18 protein-coding genes and 1 riboswitch are annotated in these 14,669 nt (G+C 42.3%); of the genes, 1 reads left to right on the plus strand and 17 read right to left on the minus strand.

Going from position 1 to position 14,669, the window contains the following annotated elements:
* Positions 1-20 precede the first annotated feature (20 nt).
* The 17 genes from CXF83_RS14260 to hinT all read right to left on the minus strand — a co-directional run bounded on the left by CXF83_RS14260 (position 21) and on the right by hinT (position 14,012).
* Positions 21-1,187, minus strand: a complete 1,167-nt coding sequence (locus CXF83_RS14260; protein WP_101091092.1) for an efflux RND transporter periplasmic adaptor subunit — start codon at positions 1,185-1,187, stop codon at positions 21-23.
* A complete protein-coding gene (locus CXF83_RS14265) occupies positions 1,184-2,227 on the minus strand; it encodes an HlyD family secretion protein (protein WP_101091093.1) in 1,044 nt (347 codons plus the stop codon). Before CXF83_RS14265 ends, CXF83_RS14260 begins: the two co-directional genes overlap by 4 nt.
* On the minus strand, positions 2,217-2,903 hold the full coding sequence (locus tag CXF83_RS14270) for an ABC transporter ATP-binding protein (protein ID WP_101091094.1): 687 nt from the start codon (positions 2,901-2,903) through the stop codon (positions 2,217-2,219). Before CXF83_RS14270 ends, CXF83_RS14265 begins: the two co-directional genes overlap by 11 nt.
* Positions 2,904-3,298: 395 nt before the next feature.
* Positions 3,299-3,688 carry a hypothetical protein gene (locus CXF83_RS14275; RefSeq protein ID WP_101091095.1) on the minus strand — a complete coding sequence of 130 codons (390 nt, stop codon included), beginning with the start codon at positions 3,686-3,688 and terminating at the stop codon, positions 3,299-3,301.
* A gap of 149 nt (positions 3,689-3,837) precedes the next feature.
* Positions 3,838-4,242 carry a hypothetical protein gene (locus tag CXF83_RS14280; RefSeq protein WP_101091096.1) on the minus strand — a complete coding sequence of 135 codons (405 nt, stop codon included), beginning with the start codon at positions 4,240-4,242 and terminating at the stop codon, positions 3,838-3,840.
* 427 nt (positions 4,243-4,669) lie between these two features.
* Positions 4,670-5,272, minus strand: a complete 603-nt coding sequence (locus CXF83_RS14290) for a GNAT family N-acetyltransferase (RefSeq protein ID WP_101091098.1) — start codon at positions 5,270-5,272, stop codon at positions 4,670-4,672.
* Between the two features lie 51 nt (positions 5,273-5,323).
* The gene (locus CXF83_RS14295; protein ID WP_101091099.1) at positions 5,324-5,872 is read right to left on the minus strand and encodes an NAD(P)H nitroreductase; all 549 of its coding nucleotides are present in this window, start codon (positions 5,870-5,872) and stop codon (positions 5,324-5,326) included.
* 113 nt (positions 5,873-5,985) lie between these two features.
* The gene (locus CXF83_RS14300; RefSeq protein ID WP_101091100.1) at positions 5,986-6,579 is read right to left on the minus strand and encodes an HvfX family Cu-binding RiPP maturation protein; all 594 of its coding nucleotides are present in this window, start codon (positions 6,577-6,579) and stop codon (positions 5,986-5,988) included.
* Positions 6,580-6,689: 110 nt separating this feature from the next.
* Positions 6,690-7,532, minus strand: coding sequence for a DUF6279 family lipoprotein (locus CXF83_RS14305; RefSeq protein ID WP_101091101.1), 843 nt, complete (start codon positions 7,530-7,532; stop codon positions 6,690-6,692).
* A 135-nt stretch (positions 7,533-7,667) separates the two neighbouring features.
* Positions 7,668-8,696, minus strand: coding sequence for a phosphotransferase (locus CXF83_RS14310; RefSeq protein WP_101091102.1), 1,029 nt, complete (start codon positions 8,694-8,696; stop codon positions 7,668-7,670).
* Position 8,697: 1 nt separating this feature from the next.
* Positions 8,698-9,360: a nicotinamide riboside transporter PnuC gene (gene pnuC, locus CXF83_RS14315; RefSeq protein ID WP_101091103.1), complete on the minus strand. Its 663-nt coding sequence runs from the start codon at positions 9,358-9,360 to the stop codon at positions 8,698-8,700.
* A 123-nt stretch (positions 9,361-9,483) separates the two neighbouring features.
* Positions 9,484-9,744 carry a hypothetical protein gene (locus tag CXF83_RS14320; protein WP_101091104.1) on the minus strand — a complete coding sequence of 87 codons (261 nt, stop codon included), beginning with the start codon at positions 9,742-9,744 and terminating at the stop codon, positions 9,484-9,486.
* A gap of 66 nt (positions 9,745-9,810) precedes the next feature.
* On the minus strand, positions 9,811-11,949 hold the full coding sequence (locus tag CXF83_RS14325; RefSeq protein ID WP_101091105.1) for a TonB-dependent receptor: 2,139 nt from the start codon (positions 11,947-11,949) through the stop codon (positions 9,811-9,813).
* A 51-nt stretch (positions 11,950-12,000) separates the two neighbouring features.
* Positions 12,001-12,132: riboswitch (TPP riboswitch) on the minus strand.
* A gap of 121 nt (positions 12,133-12,253) precedes the next feature.
* Positions 12,254-12,643: a YcfL family protein gene (locus CXF83_RS14330; protein WP_101091106.1), complete on the minus strand. Its 390-nt coding sequence runs from the start codon at positions 12,641-12,643 to the stop codon at positions 12,254-12,256.
* Positions 12,644-12,692: 49 nt separating this feature from the next.
* Complete coding sequence (locus CXF83_RS14335) at positions 12,693-13,163, minus strand: PaaI family thioesterase (RefSeq protein WP_101091107.1); 471 nt, start codon at positions 13,161-13,163, stop codon at positions 12,693-12,695.
* The gene (locus CXF83_RS14340; protein WP_101091108.1) at positions 13,156-13,659 is read right to left on the minus strand and encodes a PaaI family thioesterase; all 504 of its coding nucleotides are present in this window, start codon (positions 13,657-13,659) and stop codon (positions 13,156-13,158) included. Before CXF83_RS14340 ends, CXF83_RS14335 begins: the two co-directional genes overlap by 8 nt.
* Positions 13,656-14,012 (minus strand): purine nucleoside phosphoramidase, encoded by a 357-nt coding sequence (hinT, locus tag CXF83_RS14345; protein WP_101091109.1) that lies wholly within the window; start codon positions 14,010-14,012, stop codon positions 13,656-13,658. Before hinT ends, CXF83_RS14340 begins: the two co-directional genes overlap by 4 nt.
* A gap of 187 nt (positions 14,013-14,199) precedes the next feature.
* Between hinT and CXF83_RS14350 the strand changes: the two genes are divergently transcribed.
* Positions 14,200-14,613, plus strand: coding sequence for a helix-turn-helix domain-containing protein (locus CXF83_RS14350; protein ID WP_101091110.1), 414 nt, complete (start codon positions 14,200-14,202; stop codon positions 14,611-14,613).
* The last annotated feature ends 56 nt before the right edge of the window (positions 14,614-14,669 follow it).

Below are 14,669 nucleotides of genomic sequence, written 5' to 3' on the forward strand. Positions count from 1 at the left end.
GTGCCTTTTCGATGGATTATTCATGGTAACAGTACCTCATCGCCTTCATTTAAACCGGAAGCGATAACAACCTGTTCTTTTCCCATTGCCCCTAACGATACCGATTGTTTACTGTCGCTAAATAAGCCTGGGGTATACACGTAAGCATTACCCTGCTCGTAATGCACAGCATCAACAGACAGCAATAATTCTGGGATATCGTTAGCTATATCGATGCTAATTTTTGCCGTCATTCCAGGCCTCATCAAATCTGTATCCACCTCAGCAATACTGGCTACAGCATCAAAGATAACCAGAGGCACATCCTGATTCTTCACCCTAAATATGACACCAAGTTCTTTGATCTCACCATTAAAGCTTTTTTCTGGATTAGCATCTAATCGAATTTTTAGCTTCTGCCCAACCTTAACTCTACCGGCTTCAACTTCAGGAATCGTCATATTGACTTGCATATGCTTAAGGTCTGGAATGCTTAACAGCGTATCCCCATTAAACACATTTTGGCCTTCGGCGACTTTATTGCCTTGTTGATCATTGCCGTAAACGACCATGCCGCTGCGGGGGGCTATCAAGGTAAGAGATTGAATGCCTTTTTTTAGCGCGGCCACTTCGAGTTGGAACTTTTGTTTATCTCCTTCAAGCATTTTAACTCTTTGTTCAGCGCCCATGATCTCAAGTTCAATTTTCTTGTTAATCAAGCTCACTCTATCCGTTGCAATAATCGCATCACGCTGATACTTCTTTTTATCGATGACAGAGATAGTTTCATCAGAGATCTCAACTTTAAGCTGGCTTTTTTCCTGGTTCATTTTAGCTTCAGCTAGCTCTAGCTTTAGCTCCTCCAGTTTCTTTGCATTCCGAAGTTTTGATGTTGCTAGATCTTGTATAGTTGTTTCTAAACTTGCCGTTTTAACCGAAAGTCGTTGTCCCAGCTCAGAGGTGTCAAGTTGAGCAACCTGATCGCCTGCACTCACAACCCCACCTTCAGGCGCTAACATTTTAATTTGATATTGCCACACACGTCTAACCGCAGGCGGTTTTAGGTTGACCGTATTAGACGAGACTAGCTCGCCAGTCACCTCAATTTGCTGACTCAAGACACCGGTTTCAACTTGAGTAATGGCGATGTCTGAGCAACCCACTAAGAAAACACTCAATAAAGAAACACTCAATAACGATGCTTTCATGATGCATCCCTCTTAGGCTCGACTAACACACTCATTCCTGGAATAATTTTCACCCGTTCATCACCTGAAAAAGCGATCTTAACCCGAAACCAATTACTATTACCCCAAGCGGCTTGTTTGGTTGCTTGGCGACTAATACCTTGAACTGAGCCTTTAAGGGATATGCTTGATTGCGAGTCTAATCGAAGCTGTACCGGCTCACCAATAGTTAACCTATCAGCGTCAACCTCATTGACCCAAGCAATCACCTCTAGCTCATTCATGGCTGGAATGGTGGCGACTTGGCGGCCAATTTGAACTGAATCACCCACGGCAAATTTTTTATCTGACCAAGGATCGCGTGAATATAAAATAGGGCCATCTAGACTGGCGTTTATCTCTAACTGTTGAAGACCTTTAAGTGACTGCTCTAACTCTCTTTCAGCCCGTGTTCTATCAATCTGTAACTGTGCTATTGACGCGACTCTCTTGTCAGTGATCTCTTTCAATAACTGTGCCTTTTTAGACAGTTCAGATATTGCTTTAAGCTTATTAAATTGATTATCGGCATAATTCTTAGCCGCGATATAATCGGCAGGGATCCCAGCATCTAATTCTGCTTTTTCCAGCTCCAACCTCGCTTGTTTCAGGTCAAACTCCGCCTGCAATATTTGCGCATCCAGTTCTATCGATTGACTCTGTTCTTGCGCCGTGACTCTTAACAAGCTCGCTTCTAATTGCTCAATTCGATTTGCAATAGCACTTTTGTCAAAAATAACCACGACTTCGCCAACTTTAGCAATGCTACCCTCAGGTAGCATCCATTTGATCTGATAGCGCCAGGCATCACCGGCCTTGGGCACCATGATCGCTTGTGAGTCTACTGAGGATATTTTCCCGGTTAAAAGCAAAGGTGATAACTCTGCAGGCGATGGCGACAGTGGTGCAGTATTGAGCAGTGTAACTGGCTTGACGGCCACTTCATTTGCTTGAGCTAGGCTTGGTGAAAGGGCTAATAAAATACACAAACTGCTTAACCCAATAATCGTATTAGGCTGCATTAGTCGCCCTCTCTTCAATCTCAACGATATCACCATCTCTCATACGAATAATTCGCTGTGCATATGCGGCAACTTCCTCTTCATGGGTCACCAAAATAATGGTTTGGCCAGCCTTATGCAATTCAGTGAAAAGGGCCATAATTTCAACTGACGTTTTACTGTCGAGCGCCCCTGTTGGTTCATCGGCAAGCAAAATGGCAGGGCGATTAACTAAAGAACGGGCGATGGCGACGCGCTGCCTTTGACCACCTGACAGCTGATTAGGACGGTGATCATGCCGAGTCTCTAAACCGACTCTTGCGAGTAACTCATGTGCATAACGAGGGTCTTGATCAGGATGATCCGAAAACCTTAAAGGCAGTAACACATTTTGTAATGCTGATAAGCGCGGTAATAAATGAAAGCTTTGAAAAACAAAGCCTATCTCTTTATTTCTAACTGCCGACAATGCGTCATCATCCAATTGAGCTACTTCTTGCTCGTTCAGGCTATAGCCTCCTGAACTTGGTTTATCTAAACAGCCGATAATATTCATCAAGGTGGACTTACCCGAACCTGAAGGCCCCATAATCGCAACGAATTCATTTTTAGCGATACTAAAGCTCACTCCATTGAGTGCTTTTACACATGTATCACCCATGGGATATTCTTTTTTTAAGTCATGGACTTCTATCATAAAAATGCTCTTTATATAGCAATTAATCAGCCGAACAATGGGCCTATCATACAACCAAAGCCCAAATGATATAGCCAGCCATTGTGAAAAAATTTGTAAATTATCGTGATATTACCGAACCACCTATCAATCGATAGTTGGCTAGTATGGTTTATCAACAGTGGGAATATGGGGGGAGGATTGTATTCGACTTAGCTTTGTTTGCATTTTTCATCCTGATTGCAGCGATCCAATCCATTTGGAACACACCTTACTCTGTAAACAACTTACTGATTATTTTTTATAAACACAACAAATAACACGATTAACAACGTGCAAATAATTCAACTCGTTTATCTATGACTGTCACCAATATAGCGCCACTCATCAGTCGTTATATAAGGTCGGCACCTCTACTATCCCAACAAAGCGCCTAATAGGGTAAGTACCGAAATTACAACAAAAAATATCCATTGGAATAGGTGTTTAAATGGCTGTTCAAGATCACTGCTAAAACCAATATAGATTTGCCATATCGCGAATAAGCCGAAATTAAGAGCAATAAACACCAACATGCCAAAGCTATGCATTTGAGAAATGGCTTCAAAAGCGCAAGCCAATAAAATAAACGTTGAAAGTAGCAGAAAGACTGAAATATAGTGAAAGACACATTGCATCACAGATTTAGCGATAGGGTCGAAAACAGCTTGCTGCATGGGCACTAAGAATTGTTGTCTGTCATAGGTAAAGTGCATGACACAAGTTAATGCAGCAATGATCCCCGCCAGTAAAAAATAAATATTCATCTCTTGCTCCGACACGATTTTTTCTTTCAAAAACAGCGCTAAAACACTGCTTTTAAAGATAGCTCATATTTTAAGGGTTACTCATACCGGATTAGACAGGGAATATCGTGGTTATCTTACAAAAAAAGAGAGCTTTCGCTCTCTTTTTATTACATCGTTGCCATGGTCCAGTAATCAAGCCGCTTATCTGGCTGACTAATCACCACTTTACACGACTCTTTATATTTCCCCATCAAAGGACCTAGGCTCTTTGAGTTAGGCATTGATGCTTTATGTTGCTCTGTAGCTGCAATAACAGCCTGATTAACATACTCTGTGCTTTGATATTTATTCGCGATTTCAACCGCTTGTTCGCCAGAGAGTTTTAATCTATCACCTACTGCTTGCATTTGTGGTGCATTCATAGCTGCAATCGCATTCGACGCTATCTGATAATATGCAGCACATTCAGTTAACTCTTTAGTCAATGCGTCTTCAGCATCGCCCGCAACAGCATTAAAAGACAATAAACCGACGGCTATTGCTAGCGTACTTGCGTAAGTGGTACCAGACATGAAAATAATCCCTTTTTATATTCGTTCGATTTAACTACTTCTACTTTAGCTTTCATTTAATATCAAGCGTAACATCAAAAAAGATGCAAAGACGCTAGGGGCTGTTGATCTCTCACGGTTGTTTTTGCCGCAGTTTATTAGCTATTTTGACAAGGCGGAGGCTATGTCGTTTAGTTATTCTCCACAAATAGCCTACAACACCGTAAAAATAGCCAAGAAGCGCGGCCCTTAGGGTTCGTTTCAATAGTTTTAGTCTTTTATAACTAGAATGCGTTACGAGATTTTCGCTTAGCCAGCCAAGCATCATCGCTCAAGCCTTGACCTAAAATCATTATTCTTTACGGTAAAGAGTCGAACAAAAACTAAGCTCGAAAGATCAACAGCCCCCAATGAACAGATTAAAAACCATCGTTTAATGTGTACACATTTATGGGGTAGTCACATTGAGTTTGTTACGCAAAGCGGTTTTTACCTCACCCCATTCAGAGTCAATAATTGAGTAAACGACTGTATCTCTTATAGTACCATTCTCTAAAATTTGATGGTTGCGCAAAATACCATCTTGATTCGCCCCTAAACGACAAATCGCCTGCCGTGACACTTCATTCTGAATATGAGTTCTAAACTCTACCGCGATAACATCCAATGTTTCAAAGGCATAGGCTAACAGCAGCAACTTACACTCGGTATTCACTGCAGTGCGTTGCACACTTTTAGCATACCAAGTATGGCCGATTTCAAGACGTCGATGATTTTGCTGCCAATGACAGATCCGTGTGCAACCGACAATGGCTCCCGAGTGACGATCTCGAACCGCAAATGCCAGTGTTTCCCCTTTTTCTTCGGCTAAAAGAGCTTGGCTAATATAATCGTTCACATCGTCGGGATGAGGGACTTTGGTAAACCACAGTTGCCAAAGCTCACCATCACAAACAGCAATACTCAATGCTGGAGCATGCGCTAACGTTAAAGGTTCTAAAACAACGTGTTCGCCCACCAGCGCGTTGTCATTCACTTGTTGTGCATTCAACTCAACCTCCTTTTAAATTGTTGTCACTAACTTAGCATGGTTGCTCATCCACTATAAATATCGAGCGAACCCCATCCCCTCTTTCACCGGCTTAGTTGTTGCTTTCAGTGCTGGAGTCCCGATATAAAGGAAGCCAACAATCTGATCCGTCTGTTCAAGATCAAGTAATTGATGCACATTTTTATCAAAGGCTAAGGCGCCAGTTCGCCATATTCCGCCCAGGCCCTGGGCAAATACAGCTTGCTGCATTGCCATCGCCGCGCAACCTGCTGCAAGCTGTTGTTCAAATGCCGGAACTTTAGGGTGCTGCTTTACTTTAGCCACCACAGTGATAACCATAGGGGCTCTTAAAGGCATGTTCTTTGTTTTATTGATAACATCTTCTTCTGCACCATTTAATGCTGACGCTTCAGCAAAAACGTTCCCTAGTTTCTCAAGCCCACCACCCGTCGCAATGATAAACTCCCATGGCGTCAAACCACCATGGTCGGGTACTCGTGCCGCAGCATCTAAAATAGTCTTAAGCTGGTCGTCTGATGGGCCTGGCGCGATAAGGCGTGGCGCGGATTGTCTGGTCAATAAAAGGGTTAATGCGTCCAACGGATCATCCTTAATAAATTGCGATTAATAATTGCTTGCGTTGAGAGTATCAAGCTCCCAAAAAAAATCCCACCTATTTGGTGGGATTTAATAAAGTGAGCTCGTTGGCAGCGTTAAGCAATGCCGTTTTTCTTCGCAATGTAATAATCAAGACTGGTATATCGGCCGCCCCCCATAAATACCAGAGCCACCAACATAAAGAGGTAAGTTATCGCAAACTCAATGCCATTATTCAGTACCACAATATTACCTGAACTGGTTAGCCACTCATAATTCCCGTTCTGTTGTAGCAGTTCTTTAGCGCGTTCAAGCTTTTCTGTCGATGCCAACACCTTGTCGTTTGCTAACCATGAACTCGCATCCGCTATTGCTAACCAGCCGTTATCCCAATGAACCGCAAAAGCGGCAACTAACATAGTAATTGATAATGGGATTGCGATTAAACGAGTCGCTAAACCAAGAATGAGTAAGCCACCGCCGACAAATTCAGTACCCGCTGCTAAGACGACCATCACTTCAGGGAATGGCAGACCAAGTCCCCAATCAGGATTACCAAACCAAGCCGCTGTGTCACCAAAATGAGAGAGTTTGTTGTAACCCGCCTGCATTAATACCGGCGCGAGATAAAGTCGTAGTGCCAACGGTGCAATACCTTCAGCATAGCGAATGGTGTTTAGAAATTTTTGATATAGTTGTCCAAGTAGCATGTCGATCCCTCTTTAAATTCCATTAATCCATTAGACCTTAACAAACATAACAATCTTTCAACTGTAGTTGATAAAAATTGTCCTGCTACAATAATATCAAGATGTTAAGGTTAAATATCTTCACTGATTTCAGTAAGCTCTCTAATGAGTGTATTCAATTTTTTTTCAAAACGCTGTTTTTGTTTTTCACTTGTTAAACGGTTTAGTTTGATCAGTAGCTCACCGAACCTTGCCGTGTTGTCATCCAATTTTGTCTGATAGGCTTTTGATTTCAGCGTATCAGGCTGAGTCATTAGCAACCTTAAGCTATGTGACAGCGCTTTTTGGTTTTGCCTATTTTTTAATGCTTGTGAGAATAAACGGATCCAATCATGACGGTATTCAAGCCACATATCTAACGTATCCCCGCGCTCAACATTGTAAGTATGTATTGCTATTTTTTGCGACGGCAAGAGTTTTCCAACCCATTTTTCAACCCGTTTCTCTATTCGCTCATCAGCCATTTCAATCAATTGCGATTGACTCTTGCCAAGGTACTTCTCATTTAACTCTTTTTCTTCGACTCTTAGATGAGCAATCACCTGTTTAACTTGCTCATCTGAGAAAGAACTTATGATTGGGATTAACGATGGCTCAACAAAATCAAACACTCGAATCCAATGTGCTTTGGCCGAACGCACATGATCACTCCAAGATTCTGTACTAAAACGTTGATGATTGATTTCAGCCCCGAGCAGGGCTAACTGATCTCTATAGCGGGGCATTTCTTGTGTCCGATGCCACACTAAAAATGTATCTAACGCCAATTCAAATTGCTTGCCCTGCTGGTCATCTAATGTCACGAACTCCTCGAGTTTCCACTCAATAGCCCAATCCAAAAAGTAATAACCGACTTTGGTGGAGCAGCCAATTAAGCTAATAGACAACAATCCCCATAAAATCACTTTTTTCATATCTCTCCCCAACCGTTAATATCAACCTAGCACAGAATATGCGCAATCGTATGAACGGTTACAAAGTGTCAATAAAGGGAGTTTACAAGGTCGCGTTGGATATATTGGCAGGTTTACGGCGTAAAGGGTCTTGAATTATGAACAACTGGCAATAAGATGCTGGTATTGCTCGGCGCAAATAAGATAATTACTCGATTGTTCATTAGAGGATATTGGTTGGCTGTTTTCATCAAATGCTAGAATATTATCAAACGCCATTTGCAGCGCCCAACAGACAGCAAAAACCCAATAGAGATCAACGGCTGCGGGTACAGCATCCGCTGCGTGTTGATTCAAATTACCTTGCTGTCGCAGATAATTTGCTATCAACCAATGCCGCTGTTTCGACGACAAGGAATGACTCGCGATCACTGAGGCTAGATCGCATAATGGATGCGAGCTACAGGCATATTCAAAGTCGATGCAATGGAGCTTGTTTTGCCCGATTAATATGTTAAATGGATTTAAATCACGGTGGCTAAACTGCAAATTAACCAAGCACTGTTCAAGAGTGTCTAACATTGAATTAATTGCATCAGTCTGTGTGATTAAACAATCAAACTGTTGTAACCAAGACTCAATATTTGGATGAATATCACTGTCTTTATTCAGTAATTGTTGCTGCATTTGGCACAAGCGGGCGTGATATATCTGCCATTGTTTATCCACTGTGATGACATTTTTAGGGGGAGGCAACTGTTTTAAACCATTGAGTAATTGCAGTAACAATTGTTCTGCACCCGGCCAATTCTCTTGGGTATGGGTAACAGGGTGAGCCCCATTCGCACTTATAAGCTCACTCCAGCTACGGTGGTGCTGTTGGGATAAGAACTCACTCAAATAAAATTGCTTATCGGGGCTGATATAGACCATCTTAGGCGCCAGGTTAGCATCGCTTGCAGAGCGCCAAGCATGCACTTCACTGTCTCGGTCACAGATTTGAGAGCTAGCCCAGCTGTTAAGCCTAAGCACCCACTCAGACTCTACGGCCTTACTCGGGTGTAATCCGCGAACATAATAGTTTTGATTGCTCAAACCTTGCGTTAAAGGGGCTATAACACTTACCCGAGTCAAACCTGACAGAGTCAAATAGCGAGCTAAGTCTTGCTTAAGCGAGTCACTCAACTTAAGCCGCTCCTGCCAGTACAACCATACTGTCACTTGGCCGTTGCGTTTTCATTTGATTGCGCCACATAAAGTAACCAAACACCACCATAACGACATAGAACACAAAGAGCACTGACGTTAACATCAGTCCCTTGCTTACATACAAGTAGATAGACACAGCATCAATAACAAACCAATAGATCCAGTTTTCCAACACTTTTTTAGCCACTAAAAAAGTTGTCATCACTGCAAAACAGGTCGTTGCGGCGTCCAAATAGGGAAATGAGGCTTGGGTTTGTGTTGCCATAAAATAACCAATAATCAACGCCAACAATGTGGTACTCGCAATCAATTTAAGGTGAGTCGACAGTCGCCATGAAACAATTTTAACCCCATCATGGCCATTGCCTCCTTTGGTCCACAGCCAATAACCATAAACGGCCATCGCCATATAATAAACGTTAAGCACCGATTCCATCAGCAATGACACTTTCCAAAACAACACCGTATAAATTGCAGTACTGGTTAATGCCGCGGGCCAACACCACACGCTACCTTTCATCGCGAGTATCAAGTAGGCTAAAGCCAGCAGCACAGCAACCGCTTCCCAAGCCGTTAGCGCTTGCGCTTCACCGAATGCTGATGTAAAACTGTCGACTAACGATAGCCAGAAATCTGCCATTGACTTAAGTCTCTCTATTAAAAATATATACGATTAAAAGCCCAAAATAAAAAGCCACAAAGTATCGATAACACCCTGTGGCTAATTGTCATTACGGCTGTGGCTTATATTACTTTAGCTTAGTTATTCACTGTGGCTTAAGTCGAGCTCACCACCAATAAATTTACATACAAATACCGCTTTTCCCCACTTTTCGTGGGCCGCTTCCATCTCTGTTGCCAACATTGCCATCACCTCGGCGTACTCACCGCACACCTGTGTTGCCATAGCGTTAGTCACACGTTGGATATTGTCATAGGTATCGACCCGGCCTATAAACCATCTTATTGGATCTAAATAATTGTCTTGTAGTGGGTAGCAACTAATTTCTGCCGTTAACTTCATTTTTGACCTCAAGCACTTATTGTTGGTAACAATATTAAAGAGTAATAACTATTTATTAATTAGGATTTACATAAACTTAACGTTTAAAGTAACCCCTAGTTGGCGTGGATCACCATAGCGCACATATTGCTTATCTGCCCAGCCTAAATCTGGCTCGTTGCCAAAATAGAAGCCTCGAACGCCGTATTTTTCATCAAATAGGTTACGTCCCCAGAGATATGCAGACCACATGTCAGCTTCGTAACCTATTTTGGCGTTAAAAATTTGGTATGCATCTGATGTAGACTCGTTACTATCCGAGTAATAAAAATCACTCTTACCACTGGCATTCACGTTAGCAAACCAACCAGCATCGTTGCGATAAGTCGCGCCAACACTAAAGGTAAAGTTAGGGGAATGCGCTAGCTCACGGCCAGAAAGATCGACTACGGTGCCATATTTATCTTCGTACTCGTAATCACCATAAGCGGTTTCTAACCAACCTAAACTGGTGTAAAGCTTTAGGTTATCGGTTGCATACCAGTTGCCGTCAAGCTCAGCACCATAGTTATGAGAACTGCCTGCATTTTCGGTAAAGAGAATAAAATTCCCCTCTTCGCCAGGTACTGTCGATTGTTGCGATGCCGCGACTTGTTGATCTTGTCTATCCATAAAGAATACCGACAGATTAGTGCTTGCTTGACCATCAAACCAAACCGACTTCAAACCCACTTCGTAGTTATAAAGAATTTCAGTGTCGTACTCTTTTTTATCGGCGAGTTCACTCGGCAGTGACATATTAAAGCCACCCGCTTTATAGCCTCTCGCCACGCGGATATATGACTCGTGGTTTTCACCGAGTGCTTTGCTTAACGCAATATGCCCGCCCCACATGGTTTCGCTTGGCTTAAATTCGTCGCCATCTGAATCACTGTATTCACTATCTCGACGCTCTGTCCGCAGTCCTACCGACAAAGCATAGCCCGAACCTAGGTCTGAATCTAATTGACCAAATAACGCATAGTTTTGCGCCTCGTATTCCGCACTTAACTGACTATAAGTATCCATAGTCTCATTGTCTTCTTGTAGATCCATTGCGTATACACCGACGAGCCAGTCAGTACTGCCCGCGAATATACGGCCTGATTCAGTTGAAGCTAACCTAAACTCTTGCGTGATGGTCTGCCTGTCGCCTTTCTTATCCCAGTTATACTCATATTCACAAGGGCTACCATCGCAATCTCGACTGTCCCAATAATCAGGGTTAGCCCAGTCACCGTCATAGTTATGGTGAGTTTTTGACTGTGCCAGAGAGGTTAATGAAGTCAGTTCAACATTTTCAGCACCAGTGTAAATAAACTTTAAAACGGTGCCGTTAGTACGTTGCTTATCAACGCCAGGTGCATCCGTTAACGTATCAAAACCGTTATTATCTAATGTCCAAGCATCATATCCATTATCGTAATTTGCATGTAAGTAAGTCAGGTCAATTTCTAGTTCTTCAGTCGCGTACCAACGTAATTTTGCGCGACCAGTGAATTCATCACGGTTATTAGTATCGCTCTCACCAAGATAAAGATTATCTCGATAACCATCTTGCTGATGCTGTTGCAGCGACACACGGTAAAGCAAGTTTCCAGAATCGGTTAATGGACCCGAGCTAAAACCACTAAAGGTCTGTAAATTATCATCGCCTAGCGAGATCTCTGCACCATTTTCAAATACGTCGGTAGGATCATTACTTTTAAGGTAGATAAGACCTGCTAACGCATTAGCGCCATAACGTGTACCTTGAGGACCGCGTAATACTTCAACTTGTTGTAAGTCGTACATGCTTGAAGCCATGCCTAAACCGGACAAATCGATATCATCAACGATAAAGCCAACAGAGGAGTTAGGTGCGCCTTGATACTCTTCTTGCTCACCGACACCACGAATTTGGAAGTATTTGGGTCTTGAGCTACCACCGGACCAGTTGAAATTAGCAATTGAGTTTAAGATATCTTCAAAGTGCTGTGCACCTTCATCCTCAATTTGCTGCTGATCAATAACGGTGACGCTTGATGGCATTTTTTCTAGCGATGTGCCCCGAAAATCAGATGTCACAACCATGACTTCCATCTCATCAACAGGTGTTTCTGAGTCAGTATTGGCAAACGTAGGTGATGAAACTAGCGCAGCCATGACGGCAACCGCTATAGGAGAATAAGTTTTTAGATTTAACATAGGACCTCAAATTAAAATTTTGAGATCCGGCAACATAAAGAAGCGTTCGGGAAATGAATTGTGGCCCATTCCTACGCCGGTATTAGCCGGATCAGGTTCTAAGGGTTCGTTTTTCAACATCTCAGTTAAAATCCACAATATCCAACTTATGGTTTATAGACTTTAACACCCCTTGGCGCGGCCGATTATACATGAATTTCACAAACTGATGACAGTCTTCTTAACGTTTACAATCTTTATGCATAAAAAAACGTCAGCTTTGCTGACGTTTTCATAACAAATATAATTTCTAATCATCTACATATTAATTTGAAAAGGCTTTTCTTACATATAGCTCAAAGCGAGTTGCGTTAACATTAGGCGCAACCGCTGATACTTGTAGCTGCTGCTTGCCATGCAATTTTACTGACTTCCAGCTTACGCCTTCATCATCAATCGTCATGCCACTGGTATCAAACCAAGTGAATTTATACTGCAAGCGCAAGTCAGTAGAGACCTGACTAATAATCGTGCCCGTGCCTTGTAAAAAACCACCTTCAGGGCGCGCCATTACACTTCGTACGGTGACTTCTTTACCAAAGCTGTTGTTATCAACACGCACTTCACCTTTAGAACCCACCATTAAGCCTGCTGTGTGTGGTGCACAAGCCGCGACAATCAACGCTGTAAATAAGCCTAAAATCAATTTTTTCATTTTGTTCCCTAGAATAAAATCATTCAGTGTTAATACAAGGATAGCTAAGTTAATCTATTAAAAAATGGGCTCTTGCCGTCGCAATCAAGTGTTTACGATTAGTCTGCCAACAAGTAATGCTCACGTTAGCGACTCGTCGACCTTGGCGAGTGATCTTACATTCAGCAAAGCTACCTTTATGGTAGCCAGCTCTGAGATAATCAATTGAGAAATCAACTACTTTTGGTACTTTAGTGGTCTGCATAAAGACCATTAGCTGCACAATGGCTGACATTTCCATAAAACCTGCGATAACACCACCATGCAGTGCAGGTAGTACTGGGTTACCGATATTATCATCTTTTGCTGGCAGCTTAAAAACCAGTTCATCGCCAAAACGCTCAACACCCATTCCAATAAACTGGGCGTAAGGCACATGTTCAAGCAAGTGACCAAAATCATTTAGTTCCGTTGCTTTTCGTACGATACTTTTGAAATCTAACTTTGTCGCATCAGATTCTGAATGACTCGGGTTAGTCATGACGCGGCTCTCCCATCAGTGCTTGTCTAAACTCTTCGCCAACCATTTCTGGACTAATTCGCATAAACGAGCCTACCGCATTAGCAATGGGATCATCGATTGAATCTTGGTAAGCAATAGCACGAGTAAAAGCGACGCTAGATGACAATTTATAACACTCTGCAAAACCATAGACTGGCTTAAACGGTTCAGCAGGTTTCATGTAATCAACTCGCAGATCAAGCGTTGGTGAGATCTCCAAAGCACCAAACTGATCAAAAATAGAACACACGACAGCGCAGCCACTGGCCGTATCCATCAATGTTGTTATCACTCCACCGTGGATCACACCAGTGTCTGGGTAACCAACAAGTTGAGGATCATAAGGCAGCTCAATGAGCACATGTTTATCACTGCCCTCTAACACCTTAAGCTTTAATTTTTGGCACTGAGTAAGTTGCCCAACAAATCGACTTGCCATCTCCGTTAACGGAAAAACATCGGCAGCTTTTTTCATCGTTTTTGACTCAACATAGGGCCTAAAGAGTGGCCTCCGACTAAATGCATGTGAATATGGAAAACCTCTTGGCCTGCGTGTTCATTACAGTTCAAGATCACGCGATAACCGTCTTCTGCTATCCCTTCCTCGCGAGCCAGTTTGGCCGCAACAGACATCATTCTTCCCAACGCTTTCTCATCGGAAGCCTTAATATCATTTATTGTCGGGATCAGATGGTTAGGAATAATCAATATATGCGTCGGTGCTTGTGCACTGATATCTCTAAATGCAGTCACTAGCTCATCTTGGAATAGGATATCTGCTGGAATTTCACGTCGAATAATTTTGCTGAATATGGTTTCTTCGGCCATTTTATTGCTCTCATAAGAATAAGTTAAACCTAGTATACTCGAAAAACGGCATCTGGCGATTCGCGTTTTTATGCGTTAAAAAGTCTATTTGCAATGATTTGAGTGCCAATTGAACAGCTGTATACACAATATGATTGACTTTAGGACCATATCCATTTTAAATAAATAAAAAATTACAGGACTCATCATGCTCACCGCTAAAGAAACCGCACTGCTTAATGCTGCCGCCGAGCTGATAAAAGAAAATGGCATGATCGCGCTCAATATGTCCGACGTTCATAAAAGAGCTGGTTACTCACGCGCTGCTCAATATCAGTCATTCAGTGACAAAAACTCACTACTTGCCGCACTTAGCATGCGTGAACTGGTGTTGAATACGTATGCGTTAGAAGAACAGCGTTACTCAGATCTTAGCGGAGATTTTTCAGTTGTTTTAAGACCTGTTGTGTATCGTTACCTCAAATTATCAGATCGACTTATGATTGACTCAGCTTTTAACAATATGCTTAAAGAAGTGAGAAAGTTACCTGATGAAGAGCAATTTATATTTTGGAAAAGAGGCTTTGAATTTTTAAACAGTGAACGTGAGCAAGACAAGTAATATTAGATTTGGTGCTCGTTATATGTACATGGCCAAAACAACACCGCTTTCCGTTG

The organism is Shewanella sp. Choline-02u-19 (assembly GCF_002836205.1).
Taxonomy (GTDB): Bacteria; Pseudomonadota; Gammaproteobacteria; order Enterobacterales; family Shewanellaceae; genus Shewanella.

What these genes read in the sequence shown, in the direction of transcription:
- CXF83_RS14260 (WP_101091092.1), bottom strand. Translation starts at nt 1,187, where the DNA reads ATGAAAGCATCGTTATTGAGTGTTTCTTTATTGAGTGTTTTCTTAGTG.
- CXF83_RS14265 (WP_101091093.1), bottom strand. Translation starts at nt 2,227, where the DNA reads ATGCAGCCTAATACGATTATTGGGTTAAGCAGTTTGTGTATTTTATTA.
- CXF83_RS14270 (WP_101091094.1), bottom strand. Translation starts at nt 2,903, where the DNA reads ATGATAGAAGTCCATGACTTAAAAAAAGAATATCCCATGGGTGATACA.
- CXF83_RS14275 (WP_101091095.1), bottom strand. Translation starts at nt 3,688, where the DNA reads ATGAATATTTATTTTTTACTGGCGGGGATCATTGCTGCATTAACTTGT.
- CXF83_RS14280 (WP_101091096.1), bottom strand. Translation starts at nt 4,242, where the DNA reads ATGTCTGGTACCACTTACGCAAGTACGCTAGCAATAGCCGTCGGTTTA.
- CXF83_RS14300 (WP_101091100.1), bottom strand. Translation starts at nt 6,579, where the DNA reads ATGCTACTTGGACAACTATATCAAAAATTTCTAAACACCATTCGCTAT.
- CXF83_RS14305 (WP_101091101.1), bottom strand. Translation starts at nt 7,532, where the DNA reads ATGAAAAAAGTGATTTTATGGGGATTGTTGTCTATTAGCTTAATTGGC.
- pnuC (WP_101091103.1), bottom strand. Translation starts at nt 9,360, where the DNA reads ATGGCAGATTTCTGGCTATCGTTAGTCGACAGTTTTACATCAGCATTC.
- CXF83_RS14320 (WP_101091104.1), bottom strand. Translation starts at nt 9,744, where the DNA reads ATGAAGTTAACGGCAGAAATTAGTTGCTACCCACTACAAGACAATTAT.
- CXF83_RS14325 (WP_101091105.1), bottom strand. Translation starts at nt 11,949, where the DNA reads ATGTTAAATCTAAAAACTTATTCTCCTATAGCGGTTGCCGTCATGGCT.
- CXF83_RS14330 (WP_101091106.1), bottom strand. Translation starts at nt 12,643, where the DNA reads ATGAAAAAATTGATTTTAGGCTTATTTACAGCGTTGATTGTCGCGGCT.
- CXF83_RS14335 (WP_101091107.1), bottom strand. Translation starts at nt 13,163, where the DNA reads ATGACTAACCCGAGTCATTCAGAATCTGATGCGACAAAGTTAGATTTC.
- CXF83_RS14340 (WP_101091108.1), bottom strand. Translation starts at nt 13,659, where the DNA reads ATGAAAAAAGCTGCCGATGTTTTTCCGTTAACGGAGATGGCAAGTCGA.
- hinT (WP_101091109.1), bottom strand. Translation starts at nt 14,012, where the DNA reads ATGGCCGAAGAAACCATATTCAGCAAAATTATTCGACGTGAAATTCCA.
- CXF83_RS14350 (WP_101091110.1), top strand. Translation starts at nt 14,200, where the DNA reads ATGCTCACCGCTAAAGAAACCGCACTGCTTAATGCTGCCGCCGAGCTG.